Source organism: Pseudorhodoplanes sp., from assembly GCF_050250235.1.
In the GTDB taxonomy this organism is placed as follows: domain Bacteria; phylum Pseudomonadota; class Alphaproteobacteria; order Rhizobiales; family Xanthobacteraceae; genus Pseudorhodoplanes.
In genome coordinates, this window is sequence record NZ_JBFWPA010000137.1 from 1 (window position 1) to 15,443 (window position 15,443).

General features: G+C 63.0%; 12 protein-coding genes and 1 pseudogene. 4 read left to right on the forward strand and 9 right to left on the reverse strand.

Annotated elements, in window-relative coordinates; translation table 11 throughout:
- Positions 1–109: 109 nt before the first annotated feature.
- From AB7F49_RS32480 to AB7F49_RS32490, 3 genes are read right to left on the reverse strand one after another with little or no spacing between them, the layout of a single operon-like run.
- Positions 110–1,072, reverse strand: coding sequence for a Bug family tripartite tricarboxylate transporter substrate binding protein (locus AB7F49_RS32480; RefSeq protein ID WP_428529971.1), 963 nt, complete (start codon positions 1,070–1,072; stop codon positions 110–112).
- A 57-nt stretch (positions 1,073–1,129) separates the two neighbouring features.
- Complete coding sequence (locus tag AB7F49_RS32485; RefSeq protein WP_428529972.1) at positions 1,130–4,267, reverse strand: efflux RND transporter permease subunit; 3,138 nt, start codon at positions 4,265–4,267, stop codon at positions 1,130–1,132.
- A gap of 1 nt (position 4,268) precedes the next feature.
- Positions 4,269–5,441, reverse strand: a complete 1,173-nt coding sequence (locus tag AB7F49_RS32490; protein WP_428529973.1) for an efflux RND transporter periplasmic adaptor subunit — start codon at positions 5,439–5,441, stop codon at positions 4,269–4,271.
- Positions 5,442–5,662: 221 nt separating this feature from the next.
- Here AB7F49_RS32490 and xth point away from each other — a divergent pair, with 221 nt between their 5' ends.
- Entirely contained in the window at positions 5,663–6,457 is a 795-nt protein-coding gene (gene xth / locus AB7F49_RS32495) for an exodeoxyribonuclease III (RefSeq protein WP_428529974.1), read from the forward strand.
- An 85-nt stretch (positions 6,458–6,542) separates the two neighbouring features.
- On the opposite strand, the gene AB7F49_RS32500 is transcribed toward xth, so the two are convergent.
- From AB7F49_RS32500 to AB7F49_RS32510, 3 genes are all read right to left on the reverse strand, one after another.
- The gene (locus AB7F49_RS32500; RefSeq protein WP_428529976.1) at positions 6,543–7,346 is read right to left on the reverse strand and encodes a tetratricopeptide repeat protein; all 804 of its coding nucleotides are present in this window, start codon (positions 7,344–7,346) and stop codon (positions 6,543–6,545) included.
- Positions 7,333–9,057, reverse strand: a complete 1,725-nt coding sequence (ilvD, locus tag AB7F49_RS32505) for a dihydroxy-acid dehydratase (RefSeq protein WP_428529978.1) — start codon at positions 9,055–9,057, stop codon at positions 7,333–7,335. The genes AB7F49_RS32500 and ilvD overlap by 14 nt, the downstream gene beginning before the upstream one ends.
- Before the next feature lie 219 nt (positions 9,058–9,276).
- Positions 9,277–9,450 (reverse strand): hypothetical protein, encoded by a 174-nt coding sequence (locus tag AB7F49_RS32510; protein WP_428529980.1) that lies wholly within the window; start codon positions 9,448–9,450, stop codon positions 9,277–9,279.
- 125 nt (positions 9,451–9,575) lie between these two features.
- On the opposite strand from AB7F49_RS32510, the gene AB7F49_RS32515 reads away from it, so the two are divergent.
- A complete protein-coding gene (locus tag AB7F49_RS32515; protein WP_428529982.1) occupies positions 9,576–10,154 on the forward strand; it encodes a DNA-3-methyladenine glycosylase in 579 nt (192 codons plus the stop codon).
- 12 nt (positions 10,155–10,166) lie between these two features.
- Here AB7F49_RS32515 and AB7F49_RS32520 read toward each other — a convergent pair whose 3' ends face one another.
- The 3 genes from AB7F49_RS32520 to AB7F49_RS32530 form a co-directional block, all read right to left on the reverse strand.
- On the reverse strand, positions 10,167–11,420 hold the full coding sequence (locus AB7F49_RS32520) for a hypothetical protein (RefSeq protein ID WP_428529984.1): 1,254 nt from the start codon (positions 11,418–11,420) through the stop codon (positions 10,167–10,169).
- Positions 11,421–11,514: 94 nt separating this feature from the next.
- Positions 11,515–11,934, reverse strand: a complete 420-nt coding sequence (locus AB7F49_RS32525; protein WP_428529985.1) for a nuclear transport factor 2 family protein — start codon at positions 11,932–11,934, stop codon at positions 11,515–11,517.
- A gap of 124 nt (positions 11,935–12,058) precedes the next feature.
- Complete coding sequence (locus AB7F49_RS32530) at positions 12,059–13,702, reverse strand: peptide chain release factor 3 (RefSeq protein ID WP_428529987.1); 1,644 nt, start codon at positions 13,700–13,702, stop codon at positions 12,059–12,061.
- Between the two features lie 174 nt (positions 13,703–13,876).
- Here AB7F49_RS32530 and AB7F49_RS32535 point away from each other — a divergent pair, with 174 nt between their 5' ends.
- Positions 13,877–15,076 (forward strand): APC family permease, encoded by a 1,200-nt coding sequence (locus AB7F49_RS32535; RefSeq protein ID WP_428529989.1) that lies wholly within the window; start codon positions 13,877–13,879, stop codon positions 15,074–15,076.
- Between the two features lie 159 nt (positions 15,077–15,235).
- Positions 15,236–15,443 (forward strand): annotated as a pseudogene (locus AB7F49_RS32540) (tripartite tricarboxylate transporter substrate binding protein); the annotation flags it as partial.

A 15,443-nucleotide genomic window follows, 5' to 3' on the forward strand; every position in this document is an offset into this window, starting at 1 on the left:
CGCTGCCTTCAAGAACAAAACTCCGACCGCCAAGTCGTCCTGCGGCTGCGGGACCAGCTTCCCGCTGTAGTCGTCATTCCGGGGCGCGCCGCCCCGGAATGACGGAAAATCAATTCACCTTCCGCCCTGCCTTCTTCACGAAATCACCATAGGTCTTCAGCTCGGTCCTGATCAGCGCACCGAACTCATCCGGCGACATCGGCATGGTCTGCACGCCGATCCTGTCGAGCTTCTCGCGCAGCGCGGGAGCAGCGAGCGCCTTCTTCATTTCGCCATTGAGCTTCTCGGTTACCGCCTCGGGCGTGCCGGAGGGGCCGAGAATGCCCACCCAGAGCGTATAGTCGGAATCGGGGAAGCCCGCTTCGAGCGTGGTCGGAACATCGGGCAATTGCGCGGCGCGCGTCTTTGAGGAAACCGCAAGCGCCAGCAGCTTGCCTTCACGGATATGCGGCAACGCAGTTGCGATCGGGCAGAAATAATAGTCGACGCGACCCGCAATCACCTCGGCCAGCGCTTCGGCGCCGCCCTTGAAGGGAATATGCACGGCATCGTAGCCGGCGCTAACGCGGAAGCGCTCCGCGCTCAGATGCACGGCGGAGCCGATTCCCACCGATGCGAAATTCAGCTTGCCCGGATTGGCCTTGCCGAAAGCGACGAAGTCCTGGACCGTTTTGATGCCTTTCGACGGCGAGATGATCAGGACGTTCGGGACACTGCCGATCATCGACATCGGAACGAGATCGGTCTCCGCCTTGAACGGAAGATTGGAATAGAGCGCGGGCGCCACGGTATGCGCCGAAGAATGCACCAGCCAAGTATAGCCGTCCGGGTCGGATTTCACGACCTGCGCCGCGCCGATGGTGCCGCCGGCACCGCCTCTGTTCTCGACCACGATCGACTGGCCAAGCTGTCCCTGCAATTGCTCGAACACGATACGCGGGATGATGTCGGTTGCGGAGCCGGCGCCAAACGGCACCACCGCCTTGATCGATTTTGACGGCCAGGTCTCCGCGATGGCGGACGGCGGCGCTGCCAGCAAAACAAGCAGTCCGAAGAGCGAGAGGCGACGCATGGCTTTCTCCAACTGGTTCGGAGAAAAACCAGCAAGAACCATGCCGACCTGCCGGCGCTATTCCGCCGCCACCGCCCTCGGTCGCTCGACTTCCGGCACCTGTTCGAGTTGAGGCTCGAGCCTGCGCTTGAGCATGCGGTCGAAGCGGTCGAGATAGATGTAGATGACCGGCGTGATGTAGAGCGTCAGCAACTGCGACAGGCAAAGACCGCCGACCACCGCAATACCGAGTGGCTGGCGCAGTTCGGCGCCCGCGCCCGCGCCGAGCGCGATCGGCAGCGCGCCGAAAATCGCGGCAAAGGTCGTCATCATGATTGGGCGGAAGCGCAGCAGAGCCGCCTCGCGGATCGCGGCCTCGGCGGTCAGGCCGACGCGCCGCCGGTCGATCGCAAAATCGATCATCATGATCGCGTTCTTCTTCACGATGCCGACCAGCATGATGATGCCGATGATCGCGATTACTGAAAGGTCCAGGCCGAACAGCCACAGCGTCAGGATTGCCCCGACGCCTGCCGACGGCAGGCCGGAGATGATCGTGATCGGATGGATGAAGCTCTCGTAGAGGATGCCGAGCACCACATAGGCCGCGAACACGGCGGCCAGGATCAGGAGCCCCTGGCCCTTCTTGACATCCTCGAAGACCTGCGTGGCACCCTGCCAGCTCGAAACGATGGTCGCGGGCAGGTTTGCCTCGCTCTCTACCCGCTTGATCGCCTCGTTCGCCTGTCCGATCGAGAATCCCGGCGCGACATTGTAGGAGATCGTCACCGAAGGCTGCTGGCCCTGATGGTTGACCTGCAGCGGACCGACGGTCGGCACCAGCCTGGCAACCGACTCGATCGGGATGGTCTGCCCGGTCGACGTCTTGATCCTGAGCTTCGACAGATAGGACGGGTCTTCCTGGAACTTCGGAAGCGTTTCCATGATGACCTGGTAGTCGTTCGACGGCGTGTAGATGGTCGATATCTGTCGCGATCCGAAGGCGTTGAACAATTCCTGGCGCACCTGGTCGACGGTGATGCCGTAAACGGCCGCCTTCTCGCGGTCGACATCGACCAGCATCTGCGGGTTCTTGATATAGAGATCGGTTGTGACGTCGCGCAGCTCCGGCAATTGCGCGAACCGCCGTTCCAGCTCCGGCGCGATCTTGTAGAGCCCGTCGGTGTCGCCGCTCTGCAATGTGTATTGGTATTCGCTCTTCGAGATGCGCCCGCCGATATTGATGTTCTGGATCGGCCTCGGAAATATCCGGATCCCGGGCACACCCGCCGTCGCGCGCATCAGCCTGCCGAAAACAACCCGCATCGGATCGCGTTCGCTCTTCGGCTTCAGCACAACGAACATGCGGCCGTAATTGGCGGTGGTGTTCGGGCCACCCGCGCCGACCGTGGAATTGATGTATTCGACGGCCGGGTCGGTCCTGATGATGTCGGCGATTTTCGACTGCCGCGCCACCATGGCCTCGAACGAAGTGTCCGTCGCGGCCTCGGTGACCACCAGCATGAAGCCGGTATCTTCGGTCGGGAACAGGCCCTTTGGATAGATGTAATACAGCCAGATGGTGCCGACCAAAGTGGCGACAGTGATCAGGAGCGTCACCGGCTTGTACTTGATCGCCTTGTCCAGCGACCATTCGTAGCCGCGCAGCCAGCCATTGAACATCGCCTCGAACCAGCGCAGCAGGAAGAACGGCTTCTTTTCGTGTTCGTTGGGATCGTGACCGCGCAACACACGCGCGCACAGCATCGGCGTCAGCGTCAGCGACACGAACCCGGATATGATGATCGCGATCGAGATCGTCATCGCGAATTCGCGGAATACCCGTCCGACGATTCCGCCCATCAGCAGCACCGGGATGAACACCGCGATCAGCGACAGCGTGATCGAGACGATGGTGAAGCCGATCTCGCGCGAGCCCTTCAGGGCCGCTTCGAAGGGGCGCATGCCGCCTTCGATATGTCGCACGATGTTCTCCAGCATGACGATGGCGTCGTCGACCACGAAGCCGATGCAAAGCGTCAATGCGAGCAGCGTCATGTTGTTGATCGAATAGTCGAGCGCATACATGACCGCGAAGGTGCCGACGATCGAGATCGGCACCGCGAGCCCGGGAATGATGGTGGCCGACAATTTGCGCAGGAACAGGAAGATCACCAGCAGGACCAGCACGAGGGCGATGAACATATGCCCCTGCACGTCGGCGACGGCCTGACGGACCGACAGCGAACGGTCCATCAGCATCTGGACCTCGATCGAGGCCGGAATCGCCGCCCGCAGCGACGGCAGACGCTCCTTGATCGAATCGACCACCGCGACGGTGTTGGCGTCGGGCTGGCGCTGGATCGCGAGCACGACCGAGCGCTCGCCGTTGAACCAACTGGCAATCTTGTTGTTCTCGACGCTGTCGATGACGGTCGCGACTTCGTTCAGCTTGACCGGGACGCCGTTGCGCCAGGCGACCACGACGTTGGCGTATTCTTCGGCCTTTTCCAGCTGTGCCGGCGCCTGCAACGTGATATTCTGCTGCGGCCCGGCGAGCGTACCGACCGGCACCGACGAATTGACCTTGGCCACCGACTGCCGGATGTCGTCGAGTGAGAGCCCGCGCGCGGCCGCCTTTTCCGGATCGACCTGCACCCGCACCGCGAATTTCTGCGCGCCATAGACCAGCACCTGCGCCACGCCCTGCAACTGCGAGAGCGACTGCGCCAGCACGGTGTCGGCATATTCATGCACGGTCGAGAGCGGCAGCGTTCCGGACCGCACAGAAATGAACAGGATCGGGAAGTCCGACGGATTCACCTTGCGGAAGCTCGGCGGCGTCGTCATTTCGACCGGCAGCCTCCGCTGCGCAATAGTCAGCGCGGTCTGCACATCCAGCGCGGCGGCATCGATGTTGCGATCGAGGTCGAACTGGATGGTGATGCGCGTCGTGCCCAGAAACGAGGTCGACGACATCGAGGAAATGCCGGCAATCGTAGAGAGCTGCCGTTCGATCGGGGAAGCGATCGAGGCGGCCATGGTTTCGGGGCTGGCGCCGGCGAGGTTGGCGGTGATTTCGATGGTCGGGAAGTCGACGCGGGGCAGCGCCGAGACCGACAGCAGCTTGTAGGCAAAGAACCCGAATACAATAAACGACGCCGTGATCAGCGTCGTCATCACCGGGCGGCGAATACAGGCTTCGGAAATATTCATTTCACGCCCCAGGCTTTCCCTTGCCGCGCGGCGCCACCCGCGAGCCGTCGACGAGCTGCAATTGCCCGTCCAGCACGACCGTCTCGCCTCCGGTCAGACCCTTGGTGATGACCGACTGCATGTTCATGGTGCGCTCCACCGTGACGCTGCGTACTCTGGCAACGCCATTCTCCACGATGAACACGTAGGGACCGCCCTGCCCCGCCTGCACGGCCGGCGAAGGGATCACCACCGCCTTTTCCTGGCGCAGGACCACCTGCGTATTCACCAGGGTGCCCGGCCACAGCAATTCGTCGTCGTTTTCCATGGTGGCACGCACCAGCACCATGCCGGTCGCCGGATCGACGGTGTTTTCGATCATCGTCACCTGGCCCTGGGACGCACGGGTCTCGCCCGGAGCGATGGCCTCCACCGTCGCAGTCTCCGCCGCAAGCGCCTTGCGCAGATCCGGCAGCTGCCGCTGCGGCAGCCCGAACGTCACATAGACCGGCTTGATCTGATTGATGGTCGCGAGCGGCGTGGTGTCGGCGGGGCGCACGAAATTGCCGACCTTCACGTTCGCCGCGCTGATACGGCCGGAAATCGGCGCGCGGATCGTGGTCCAGGAAAGCTGAACCCTCAGGTTTTCGAGTGTCGCACGGTTCGATCCGGCCACCGCGCTCGCCATATTGACCTGGGTCTGCGCATTGTTGAGCGTGACCTGGGTGGTGGCATTCTTCTTCACCAGTTCGGTGTAGCGCTCGACGTCACGCTCGGCTTGCTCTTGCTGGGCAACCGCGCCGGCAATCACGGCTTCAACCCGCTTGATCTCGGCTTCAAGCTGCCGGCTGTCGAGCGTGAACAGCAATTCGCCGGCATTCACCATCGCGCCATCGCGGAAATGAACCTGTGTGATGACGCTTTCCAGCCGCGCCTTGATCGCGACGCTGGCAATCGGGGTCACCGTCCCGAGCGCTTCCAGACGGACCGGCACGTCGCGCAGGATCGCGGTCACCACCTCGACGGGGATCACCCGCGGCGGCGGTCCTTTCTTCTCCGCGGTGCCGGTTTCAGAGTTCCAGAGGCGCGCGAGAGGAGCGGTGATGCCCTCGAACAGGGACGGTTGCACCGCGTAAGCAGCCGCGCCCACGGCAACCAGCGCGGCCAGCGTGACGGACCATTTGCGAGCGCTCATGGATGGCTTTCATACCGGCCCGCGACTCTGCGCCGGGTTTCCCTCAGGTTTTTCGCCGCGACGTCGCAGCGGCGAGTAGTCGAAACTCGAAAACTACGTACCATATTCATGCAAGAACCGCACCCGCCCCGCCAATATGCGGTAAACACCGCAACTGCGAAGTCCATACCGGCCCGACTGCACAGGGCCGGCGTTTCATTAAAATTCGGCAATCAACTCTGATGCGTATCGCCACTTGGAACGTCAATTCGATTCGGCAGCGCCTGGAAAATCTCTGCGCCTGGCTGAGCGAACGGCAGCCGGACGTGGTCTGCCTGCAGGAAACCAAGATCACCGACGAGGCTTTCCCGCGGGATCAGCTTGAGGGTCTGGGCTACAATCTTGCCGTGCACGGACAAAAGACCTTCAACGGCGTCGCGATCCTGTCGAAATATCCGTTCGAAGGCATCACCATGGGTTTGCCCGGCGACCCATCCGATGATCACGCGCGTTTTGTCGAGGCTGTCATTGCGGGTCCGGAAGGAGTGGTCCGGGTGGCGTCGATCTATCTGCCCAATGGCAATCCGGTCTTCAGTGAGAAATATCCGTACAAAATGAACTGGATGGACCGGCTTTATGACTATGCACGCGAACGACTTAAGCTGGAAGAGGAGCTGGTGCTGGCGGGCGATTTCAATGTGATCCCGGCGCCGGAAGACGTTCACAATCCAGCGGCCTGGACCGAGGACGCCCTGTTCCGCCCGCCGACCCGGGAGAAGTTCCGCGCGCTGACCCATCTCGGACTGACCGATGCGATCCGCGCGGTCAGCGACGCCCCAGGCCTTTACACCTTCTGGGATTATCAGGCCGGCGCCTGGCAGAAAAACTGGGGTATCCGGATCGATCACCTTCTGCTGTCACCGCAGGCCGCCGACGCTCTCACCGCCGCCGGCATCGACAGGCATGTGCGCAACTGGGAGAAGCCGTCGGACCACGTGCCGGTATGGATCGACCTTGACCGGACGCCGCAGGTCTGAGTGCGAAGGCTGCGGTAGGAGCGGCGAGCGGTGGATGCGGCGAGGCTTCGTATTCCGTCGCTCGGACGGCACATCCGTCTGACGACTAGTCGCGCCGACCGTTCATGTAGCGTTCGAGATAGAGCACGGCCATTTGCCGTTCGCCGTCGGTTGCCTGCTTGGAGGCGGCCTCGTGCATCTCGACCACCCATTTCTCGCCACCCGCGCCTTCACGCGCGAGCGTAAGCCACATCAGCCCACGCGCGGCCTGACGAGGCACCACCTCGCCCTTGAAGATCAGGTGGCCAAGCAGCGCCTGTGCACGCGGCAGACCCTTGTTGGCGGCCAGGTTGAGCCAGCGCAGCGCCTGTCGCGGATCCTTCACCCCGCCAGTGCCCTCAAGATAGAGCTTTGCCAGCGAATATTGCGCGTCCGGATCCCCGAAATAGGAGGCGGCATAGGCATACATCTCGCGCGCCCGGTTGGGAGCAGGCTTCACCTCGGTGTTGGCAATTCCGTCGAGATAATAATGGCCGAGCTGTACGAACGCATTGGCGACGAAACGCGCCTGAGGAAGATGCGGCGAATCCTCCGCATGCGTGTTTGCGATCCGGCTGAAATACTGGAAGGCGCGCAACTGATTGCGCGGCACGCCGTCACCGGCGGCATACATGCGGCCGAGCTTCCATTGCGCCAGCGCGTAGCCCTGATCGGCAGCGTATTGCAGCGCGGACAAGGCCTTGTCGTTCTCGCCCGCCTTCAGCGAAGCCGCTCCCGACCGAAACGCCTCGACCGGCGTCACCGGCGGCTTGGTATTGGCGGGCGTACGGGTGCCGTCAAATGCCAAAGCCGGCGCCAGCCAGAGCGCGCAGGTCACAAAGCCGAGCTGTGCGAGGCTATTCATCCGCATAGCTGACCTTCTCGGCCTTCGCGCCCGGATGAGTCACGGCGCCACTCACGGCGGGCCCGACCTGCTGGGCGTATTTCCAGAGATAGCCGGAGCCATGGTCGTTATCGCGCGGCTTCCATCCGGACCGGCGACTTGCGAGTTCGTCCTCGCCCAGCTTCACGTTCAGCGTGCCGTTGACTGCGTCGAGCTCGATGATGTCGCCGTCGCGCAAAAGCGCAATCGGTCCGCCGACCGCCGCCTCAGGCCCGACATGGCCGACACAGAAGCCGCGAGTCGCTCCGGAGAAACGTCCGTCGGTGATCAGCGCGACCTTGTCGCCCATGCCCTGGCCATAGAGCGCCGCCGTGGTCGACAGCATTTCGCGCATGCCCGGACCGCCGCGCGGCCCCTCATAGCGGATGACCAGGACCTCGCCTTCCTTGTAACTGCGGTTCTTCACCGCCTCGAAACACGCCTCCTCGCCATCGAAGCAGCGCGCCGGTCCGGAAAACTTGAGATTGTGCATCCCCGCGACTTTGACGATCGCGCCGTCGGGCGCGAGATTGCCTTTCAGTCCGACCACGCCACCCGTCGCCAGAAGCGGTTTGGAGGCGGGACGTACGACATCCTGATCCGGATTCCATTTCACGGACTTCAGATTTTCAGCAATGGTGCGCCCGGTCACAGTCATGCAATCGCCGTGGAGGTATCCGCCGTCGAGCAAGGCTTTCATGACCAGCGGAATGCCGCCTGCTTCGAACAAATCCTTGGCAACATAGCGGCCACCCGGTTTCAAATCCGCGATATAAGGTGTCCTTTTGAAGACTTCGGCGACGTCGAACAGCGTGAAGTCGATGCCGGCCTCGTTCGCGATGGCGGGCAGATGCAGCGCAGCATTGGTGGAGCCGCCCGAGGCGGCGACGGTCGCGGCCGCGTTTTCCAGCGACTTCCGCGTGACGATGTCGCGAGGGCGCAGACCCGTCAGCACCAGATCCATCACCTGTTCGCCCGCGGTCATGCAGAACTGGTCGCGCATCTCGTAGGGCGCGGGGGCGCCGGCGGAATAAGGTAGCGCCAGCCCGATCGCTTCCGACACCATCGCCATGGTGTTGGCGGTGAATTGTGCGCCGCACGCGCCGGCCGACGGGCATGCGACCTGTTCGAGGCCGAACAGGTCCTCGTCCGACATGGCACCCACCGAGTGCTTGCCGACAGCCTCGAACACGTCCTGGACTGTCACCTGCTGACCCTTGAAGGTGCCCGGCAGAATCGAGCCGCCATAGATGAAAATCGACGGTACGTTGAGCCGAACCATCGCCATCATCATCCCGGGCAGCGACTTGTCGCAGCCGGCAATCCCGACGAGCGCGTCATAGGCATGCCCACGCATGGTCAGTTCGACCGAGTCCGCGATGACCTCGCGCGACGGCAGCGAGGCCCGCATGCCGCCATGACCCATGGCGATCCCGTCGGTCACGGTGATGGTGCAAAATTCGCGTGGGGTGCCGCCGGCGGCGGAGACGCCCTTTTTGACTGCCTGGGCCTGCCGCATCAGCGCGATATTGCAGGGCGCGGCTTCGTTCCAGCAGGAGGCCACGCCGACCAGCGGCTGATGAATCTGGGCCGTGGTGAGGCCCATGGCGTAAAGATACGAGCGATGTGGCGCCCGTTCCGGCCCTTCCGTCACGTGGCGGCTGGGCAACTTCGCTTTCAGATTGGTCTTGGCATCCATGTGAACTCGTTCGGGCTCCCCAACCCGCCGCACGCACAGCAAATGACTGTCACGCCGACATTTCTGCCGCTTCCTGTGGTTGAGGCCTATGGCCAAATCGCGGCGCCGAGGCACCGACACCGAAATGTCTCTAATGTGTGGCGAGGAAGTCACTCGCGATGGCGAGGCAAAGGCAATTCAGCCTTAAGGCTGTCTCAGAAAGCGACATCCAGCGGCCGGTTACCGCGCGGCCCTGCCCGCCAGCGTTGCAATGACCGACGCGATCCTCAGGCGGATGATCTGGTCGTCGAACGCGCTCTGCCCCGGCATCGAGAGCAACCAGTTCTTCAGTGCGCGGATCGAGGCGCGCTCCTGCTCGCTGGCCGGGAAGGCTTTTCGCCCTGTATCGCGCATGTCACGTCTCCCTCGACAAGCGATCAACCGGCGAATTAGCGATCCCGTTCCGTCACATGTGGTTCACGATTGCGACAATCCGTCCGGGCTCGCCTTTTGCGGCACCACGGCGCAAAACCAGACAGATGGCGCGCAGATTAACCCGCTCTTTCTTCGTTCGGTCCGTTCACGACGTTGCTCCCGACCTGATCGGGGCGACATTGCTGGTGAACGGCGCGGGCGGCCTGATCGTCGAGGTCGAGGCCTATCATCACACCGACCCGGCGGCGCATTCCTTCAACGGCAGAACCCCGCGCAACGCGGTGATGTTCGGCCCGCCGGGCTTTGCCTATGTGTACCGCTCCTACGGCCTTCACTGGTGCCTGAATTTCGTCTGCGAGGCGGAGGGGTCGGCGAGCGCCGTCCTGGTCCGGGCGCTGCAGCCGATCCATCGGATCGACACGATGAAGCGCCGCCGTGGCATCGAGGACGAGCGGCTGCTCTGCGCGGGACCAGGTCGGCTGACCGAAGCGCTGGGCATCACGATTGCACAGAATGGTCTCGCAATCGACCGCGCGCCGTTTCAACTGATCGCGCGCGACAAGGAGCCCGAGATTGTCGCCGGCCCGCGCATCGGAATCACCAAGGCCGTGGACCTGCCCTGGCGCTATGGCCTGAAGGGATCGCGCCATCTAAGCAAGGCGTTTCGCGAGCCCGGTGCGTGACCGGGCCGACCGCTAGCGCGGATCGGCAATGATCTTTTCGAGGTTGGAGCGCAGGGTGGCGTCCGTCGCCCGCCTCAGGGCGCTTTCAAGCGTGGACCGGTCGGCGCTGGTCAGCGAAATATTCCGCGCGCGCGACAACGCCACCGCGATGCCCAGCTGATGGCGATAATTGCCGGCGGGCAATTCCCGGACGAGTTGCGACACCTCCCCCGCCGGAGCGCTCTCGGCATATTGTGAAAGCCGTGAACGCGCGTCCCGCCGTATGCTGGTCTCGTTCGACTGAAGGTCTGCGATCATCCGCTCGCGATAGTCTCTGGCGACCTGCGGCTCGGCATTGGCCAAGGGCGCCCTGAATGTCTTGTTCGATAGTTCCGTTTCGCTGACGACCCGCGTCGGCGCCTTCGGATAAATCTTCGCGACGATCTGCTGATCTTTTCTTGAAAGCGTGTGGTTTGGAGGGATGATGCACGGGCTCGTGTGCGATTTGAACACTTTCGGATCGAGCGCATACATCATGATCGATCCGGGGTCCGGCGCGCCCGACCTGTAGTCGGGATCGAACAGCGCGACCTTCCCGAGATTGCTGTCGACGACATCCCGATTCCAGTAATATGGATGACCGCCCAGATAGCTGTAGACACTGTCGGGCTCATCCCACCTGATCTCGTCATGGCACTTGAGCGCCGGATTCTGATGCTCGTGCAGCAGGCCGATCGCGTGACCGAATTCGTGCAGGATGATGCCCTTGTGTTCCGGGCTGGCTTTCTGCAGCACCTCCTCGACCGATACCCGGCCCGGCTCATAGATGCGGTTGAAGCCCATGAAATTCATCGACGGCTGATGATTGTCCAGCGCGGTTTCGCTTTCGGTTCCGATGACGGACCAATAGCCGGGCGAGCCGAAGCCGATGCGGACATGACTGAAACCGGAACTGGGCGTCAGGCAACTGCGCCAAGTACCCGGCGCTCCGAAATCGAATGTGAGATTGGCGTATCTGGTCCATTCGACCGCCGTCTCCGCGATCAGGCGGCGGACACTCGGACCTCCGCCGAAGAAGCAGATCTTGAGGACCTGTCCGTTCTGCCAGCGTCGGCTGTCCGCGTAGAGCTGATGCTGAATTTCGGTGTCGGGTGCGTTACGCGGAATGCTGAGAGTCTGCAGGTAGATCAGATGCTCGGGCAGACTCTCCATTTGCAGCCCGCCCTGATCCTGTGCCGATCCAGCCGTGACGAAACAGCTCAACGCCAGGGCAAGGGGCCATCGCATCACTCGTCTCCGTTGCACAGATAGGGAATGCCTACCTAAAATTGCGCCACGGGCCGAGGAAGAAGTCAAGGTTGCGTACCGGACAAGCGCCGGACTATCGCGCCGCCTGCAATGCCCCGGCGGTGTCGAAATATTCGTAGAATTCGATCGCCCTGCCGTTTCGGAAGCGCCAGAAGTCGATCTTCGGCGTGGCAAAGGTCTTGCCCGTGTTCCGGTTCCGCCAGGCGGTCGCCCCGCGCATCACCACGGCGTCGCCCTGGGCGACGAATTCCTGCGCGGTGAAATAGATCATCTCCCAGTCGCGCAGCAGCCCCTCGAAATAGCCGCGCAGTTCGGTCCGGCGGTCGTAAAACGTAGCAAACGGCAGCGCACCGAGCGCACCGCCGGCGAGCGAGCCGAAGCTGACATTGTCGTCGAGAAGCTCCATCCAGTGATCGACGCTGCCGCCCTTGCTTTCGTGCCAACGGGCATAGGCCTCGCGCAGCGCCGCGACGTTCTCAAGTTCATTTGCCATTCCAGGACTCCCCGCATGGTGCATCAATACCACGAAAGTTCCATGGAGCAACGAACCCTGCGTCTCATGAGGGCCCAATCTGCACCGGGGGGTTGAGTAGAGCGGGCTCCCGTTGGCACCGCCTTCAGGCGTCGACGCGCTTCACGTCCTTGATGTCGGTGAAGGAGATACCGGGCGCGCGCTCGCGGGTGTAGTCGAGATTGAACTGGTTGCGCGCCAGGAAAACCGGATCGCCGTCGAGATCGTCGGCGACACTGGAGCCGTTGTTCTTCACGAAGGTGTCGAACGCCTTCAAGCCGTCCTTGGGCTCGCCCTTGCCGTCCGGCGCGATCCAGCGCGCCAGCGTGAATTCGCTTTGGTCCCAACTGACGTCAAGGCCGTATTCATCTTTCAGCCGCACGCGCAATACGTCGAGTTGCAGCGGGCCGACCACGCCAACCATCGCCGGCGAGCCGTCATGCGGGCGGAACACCTGCACCACGCCCTCCTCCGCCAGCTGCTGCAGCGCTTCCTTCAGCTTTTTCGCTTTCATCGCGTCCGGCAGCCGCACCCGGCGCAGGATTTCAGGCGCAAAGCTCGGCACGCCGAGGAAGTTGAGATCCTCGCCTTCGGTCAGCGTATCGCCGATCCGGACCGAGCCATGGTTCGGGATGCCGACGACGTCGCCGGCATAGGCCTCGTCCGCAACCGAACGATCCTTCGCAAAGAAGAATTGCGGCGCGTTGAGCGCGATCTGCTTGCCGGTCCTGATCTGCTTGACCTTCATGCCGCGCGTGAGCTTGCCCGAGCAGAGCCGCGCAAAGGCGATGCGATCGCGATGGTTCGGATCCATGTTGGCCTGGATCTTGAACACGAAGGCCGACATCCGCGGCTCCTCGGCTTCCACCACCCGTTTGTCGGACTTCTGGTCGCGTGGTGGCGGAGCAACCCGGCCGAGCGCATCGAGCAGATCGCCGACACCGAAATTCTTCAGCGCGCTCCCGAAGAACACCGGCGACAGATGGCCCTCGCGAAAGGCCTGCAGGTCGAAACCGCGGCAGGCCTCGCGCACCAGTTCGAACTCACCCTCGATCGCCGAGGCGTCGAGATTTGGATTCAGCGCGGCGACTTCGCGGATCGTCATCTCGCGCAGCGTGCCGGCCTTGCCGGCGTCGCCTTCGAGCAGGCGAACGCCGCCCGATTCCACCTCGATCGTGCCGGTGAAATCACGCCCGCGCCCGACCGGCCAGTTGATCGGCGTGGTATCGAGCGCCAGCGTTTTCTCGATCTCGTCGAGGATTTCGAACGGGTCGCGGCTCTCGCGATCCATCTTGTTGATGAAGGTCAGGATCGGAATGTCGCGCAGCCGGCAAACCTCGAACAGCTTGCGGGTGCGCGCCTCGATGCCTTTTGCCGCGTCGATCACCATCACGGCGGAATCGACCGCGGTCAGGGTGCGGTAGGTGTCCTCAGAGAAATCCTCATGGCCGGGCGTATCGAGCAGGTTGAAGACATGCGAGCCATATTCGAAGGTCATGACCGAGGTGACCACCGAGATGCCGCGTTCCTTCTCGATCGCCATCCAGTCGGATTGCGTGGTCTTGCGGTTGCGCTTGGCCTTGACCTGACCGGCGAGCTGGATCGCGCCGCCGAACAGGAGCAGTTTTTCGGTCAGCGTGGTCTTGCCGGCATCCGGATGCGAAATGATGGCGAAGGTCCGCCGGCGCTCGATCTCGCCCGCAAGCGGCGATTGCGGTGGCTGGGACTCGGCGCGGACGGGCATGGTCATGGCGGCTATGTACAGGTTGGGTGTGAGGATTCAACCCCGCGCCGCCCGCTCCACTGGACCCTTTCCTGCAATGGCGTGATAACGACCGGAAGCATCTTCGTTGAGGATGAATGAGATGCGCCGCTTGCTGATCGACAGGAGACGTCCTGCGCCCGGCCTTTTCGAGGTCAAGAGATGAGCGCCAGCCCCGGTCCGGCGAATGCGCAGGCCGCCCTCCGTCGCTCGCTCACGCTTGGGCCGCTGCTCTTCTATGGCCTCGCCGTTATCGTTGGGGCGGGAATCTACGTTGCCACTGCGTCAGTGATCGGACGCGCCGGCGCTGCGGCGCCTCTGTCGTTTCTGCTGGCTGGCGCTGCCGCGGGCATGACCGGATTGTGTTACGCGGAACTGGCCAGCCGTTTTCCTGAAGCGTCCGGCGCCGTGGCCTATGTCAAGCACGGTTTCGGTTCCGACCGTGCGGCTCAGGCGATCGGGCTGGCCCTGACGCTCGCGATCGCAGTCGCGGCGGCTTCCATCGCGAGCGGCGCCGTCCATTATCTGTCTTTACTCATAAACCTGCCGGACACGACGTTGATCACCGTGCTGGTGCTCAGCTTCACGCTGCTGGCCGCCATCGGAGTGCGCGAAAGCACGGGCTTCGCAGCCGCGATCGGCGCCATCGAGATTCTCGGTCTTGTCGCGGCGATCTATGTCGGATTCTCGACCGCGCCGAGCCACAACATCGCGGCGACGATACCCCAGAGCCTTGCGGCATGGCACGGCGTCGTCGCCGGCGCCTTCATCGCGTTTTTCGCCTTCATCGGATTTGAAAGCCTGGTCAACATGGCTGAGGAGACGAAGAACCCGCGCCGCACCATACCCTACAGCATTATCGGCTCGATCATCGTCAGCACTCTGTTATACGCGGCGGTCGCATCGGCACTCGTCGTGGCGGGCCGCGGCGGCGAGAGTCCACTCATCGACCTGTTCCAGGGCCCGTATGCAACGCTGTTTGCGGCGATCGGGGCGCTCGCTATCGCCAACGGCGTCCTCGTGGAGATCATGATGCTGGCGCGCCTGTTCTACGGCATGGCGCGGCAACATCAGCTTCCGGCCGTCCTCGGATATGTCCATGTGCGGACCCGAACACCGATCGTGGCCACTGCGCTGGCCGGGGGCATCGTGCTCATGGCGGCGCTCCTGATTCCGTTCGGGCAGTTATTGGCGTTCGCAAACATGCTAACGCTCGGAATATTTGCCGTCGTGGATCTCGCGCTCTGGCGTATCCAGCGCCAACAGCCGGCGGCTGACGGTGTCTTCGCCGTGCCACACTGGATTCCACCCTTCGCCGCCTTCCTCTCAGTCGCATTGATTCTGACGGAATTGTTGGCGTAGCCAGCCCCTGTCCCATGGGCTCTGCCGCGCTGTCCTGGCTTCCAATCGGTTCTGGGATCGCGGATGTCGACCCCCGAAGGCTGGGAGTGACACTGGACCCTGGCCGGCAAAGCCGCGATAGTCCGGCTTAACAACAAAGACCATCCCGGGAGGATTAGAATGCAGGCTAGCCGCGCCTTTCTATGCGCCACCGTCTTCGCGGCGCTCACAGCGACCCACCCCGCCGCCGCACAGACGGCCTTTCCCGACAAGCCGGTCAGGATCATCGTGCCGATCGGGCCCGGCGGCTCCTACGACATCGTCGGGCGCACCGTCGCGGACGCGCTGGGCAAGCGGCTCGGCCAGAGCGTGGTGGTGGAAAACAAGC

Excerpts from the sequence above, each read along its gene's own strand:
- ilvD (WP_428529978.1), bottom strand. The coding sequence starts at position 9,057 with ATGGATGCCAAGACCAATCTGAAAGCGAAGTTGCCCAGCCGCCACGTG.
- AB7F49_RS32515 (WP_428529982.1), top strand. The coding sequence starts at position 9,576 with ATGGCGCGCAGATTAACCCGCTCTTTCTTCGTTCGGTCCGTTCACGAC.
- AB7F49_RS32520 (WP_428529984.1), bottom strand. The coding sequence starts at position 11,420 with ATGCGATGGCCCCTTGCCCTGGCGTTGAGCTGTTTCGTCACGGCTGGA.
- AB7F49_RS32500 (WP_428529976.1), bottom strand. The coding sequence starts at position 7,346 with ATGCGGATGAATAGCCTCGCACAGCTCGGCTTTGTGACCTGCGCGCTC.
- xth (WP_428529974.1), top strand. The coding sequence starts at position 5,663 with ATGCGTATCGCCACTTGGAACGTCAATTCGATTCGGCAGCGCCTGGAA.
- AB7F49_RS32480 (WP_428529971.1), bottom strand. The coding sequence starts at position 1,072 with ATGCGTCGCCTCTCGCTCTTCGGACTGCTTGTTTTGCTGGCAGCGCCG.
- AB7F49_RS32525 (WP_428529985.1), bottom strand. The coding sequence starts at position 11,934 with ATGGCAAATGAACTTGAGAACGTCGCGGCGCTGCGCGAGGCCTATGCC.
- AB7F49_RS32490 (WP_428529973.1), bottom strand. The coding sequence starts at position 5,441 with ATGAGCGCTCGCAAATGGTCCGTCACGCTGGCCGCGCTGGTTGCCGTG.
- AB7F49_RS32530 (WP_428529987.1), bottom strand. The coding sequence starts at position 13,702 with ATGACCATGCCCGTCCGCGCCGAGTCCCAGCCACCGCAATCGCCGCTT.
- AB7F49_RS32485 (WP_428529972.1), bottom strand. The coding sequence starts at position 4,267 with ATGAATATTTCCGAAGCCTGTATTCGCCGCCCGGTGATGACGACGCTG.
- AB7F49_RS32535 (WP_428529989.1), top strand. The coding sequence starts at position 13,877 with ATGAGCGCCAGCCCCGGTCCGGCGAATGCGCAGGCCGCCCTCCGTCGC.
- AB7F49_RS32510 (WP_428529980.1), bottom strand. The coding sequence starts at position 9,450 with ATGCGCGATACAGGGCGAAAAGCCTTCCCGGCCAGCGAGCAGGAGCGC.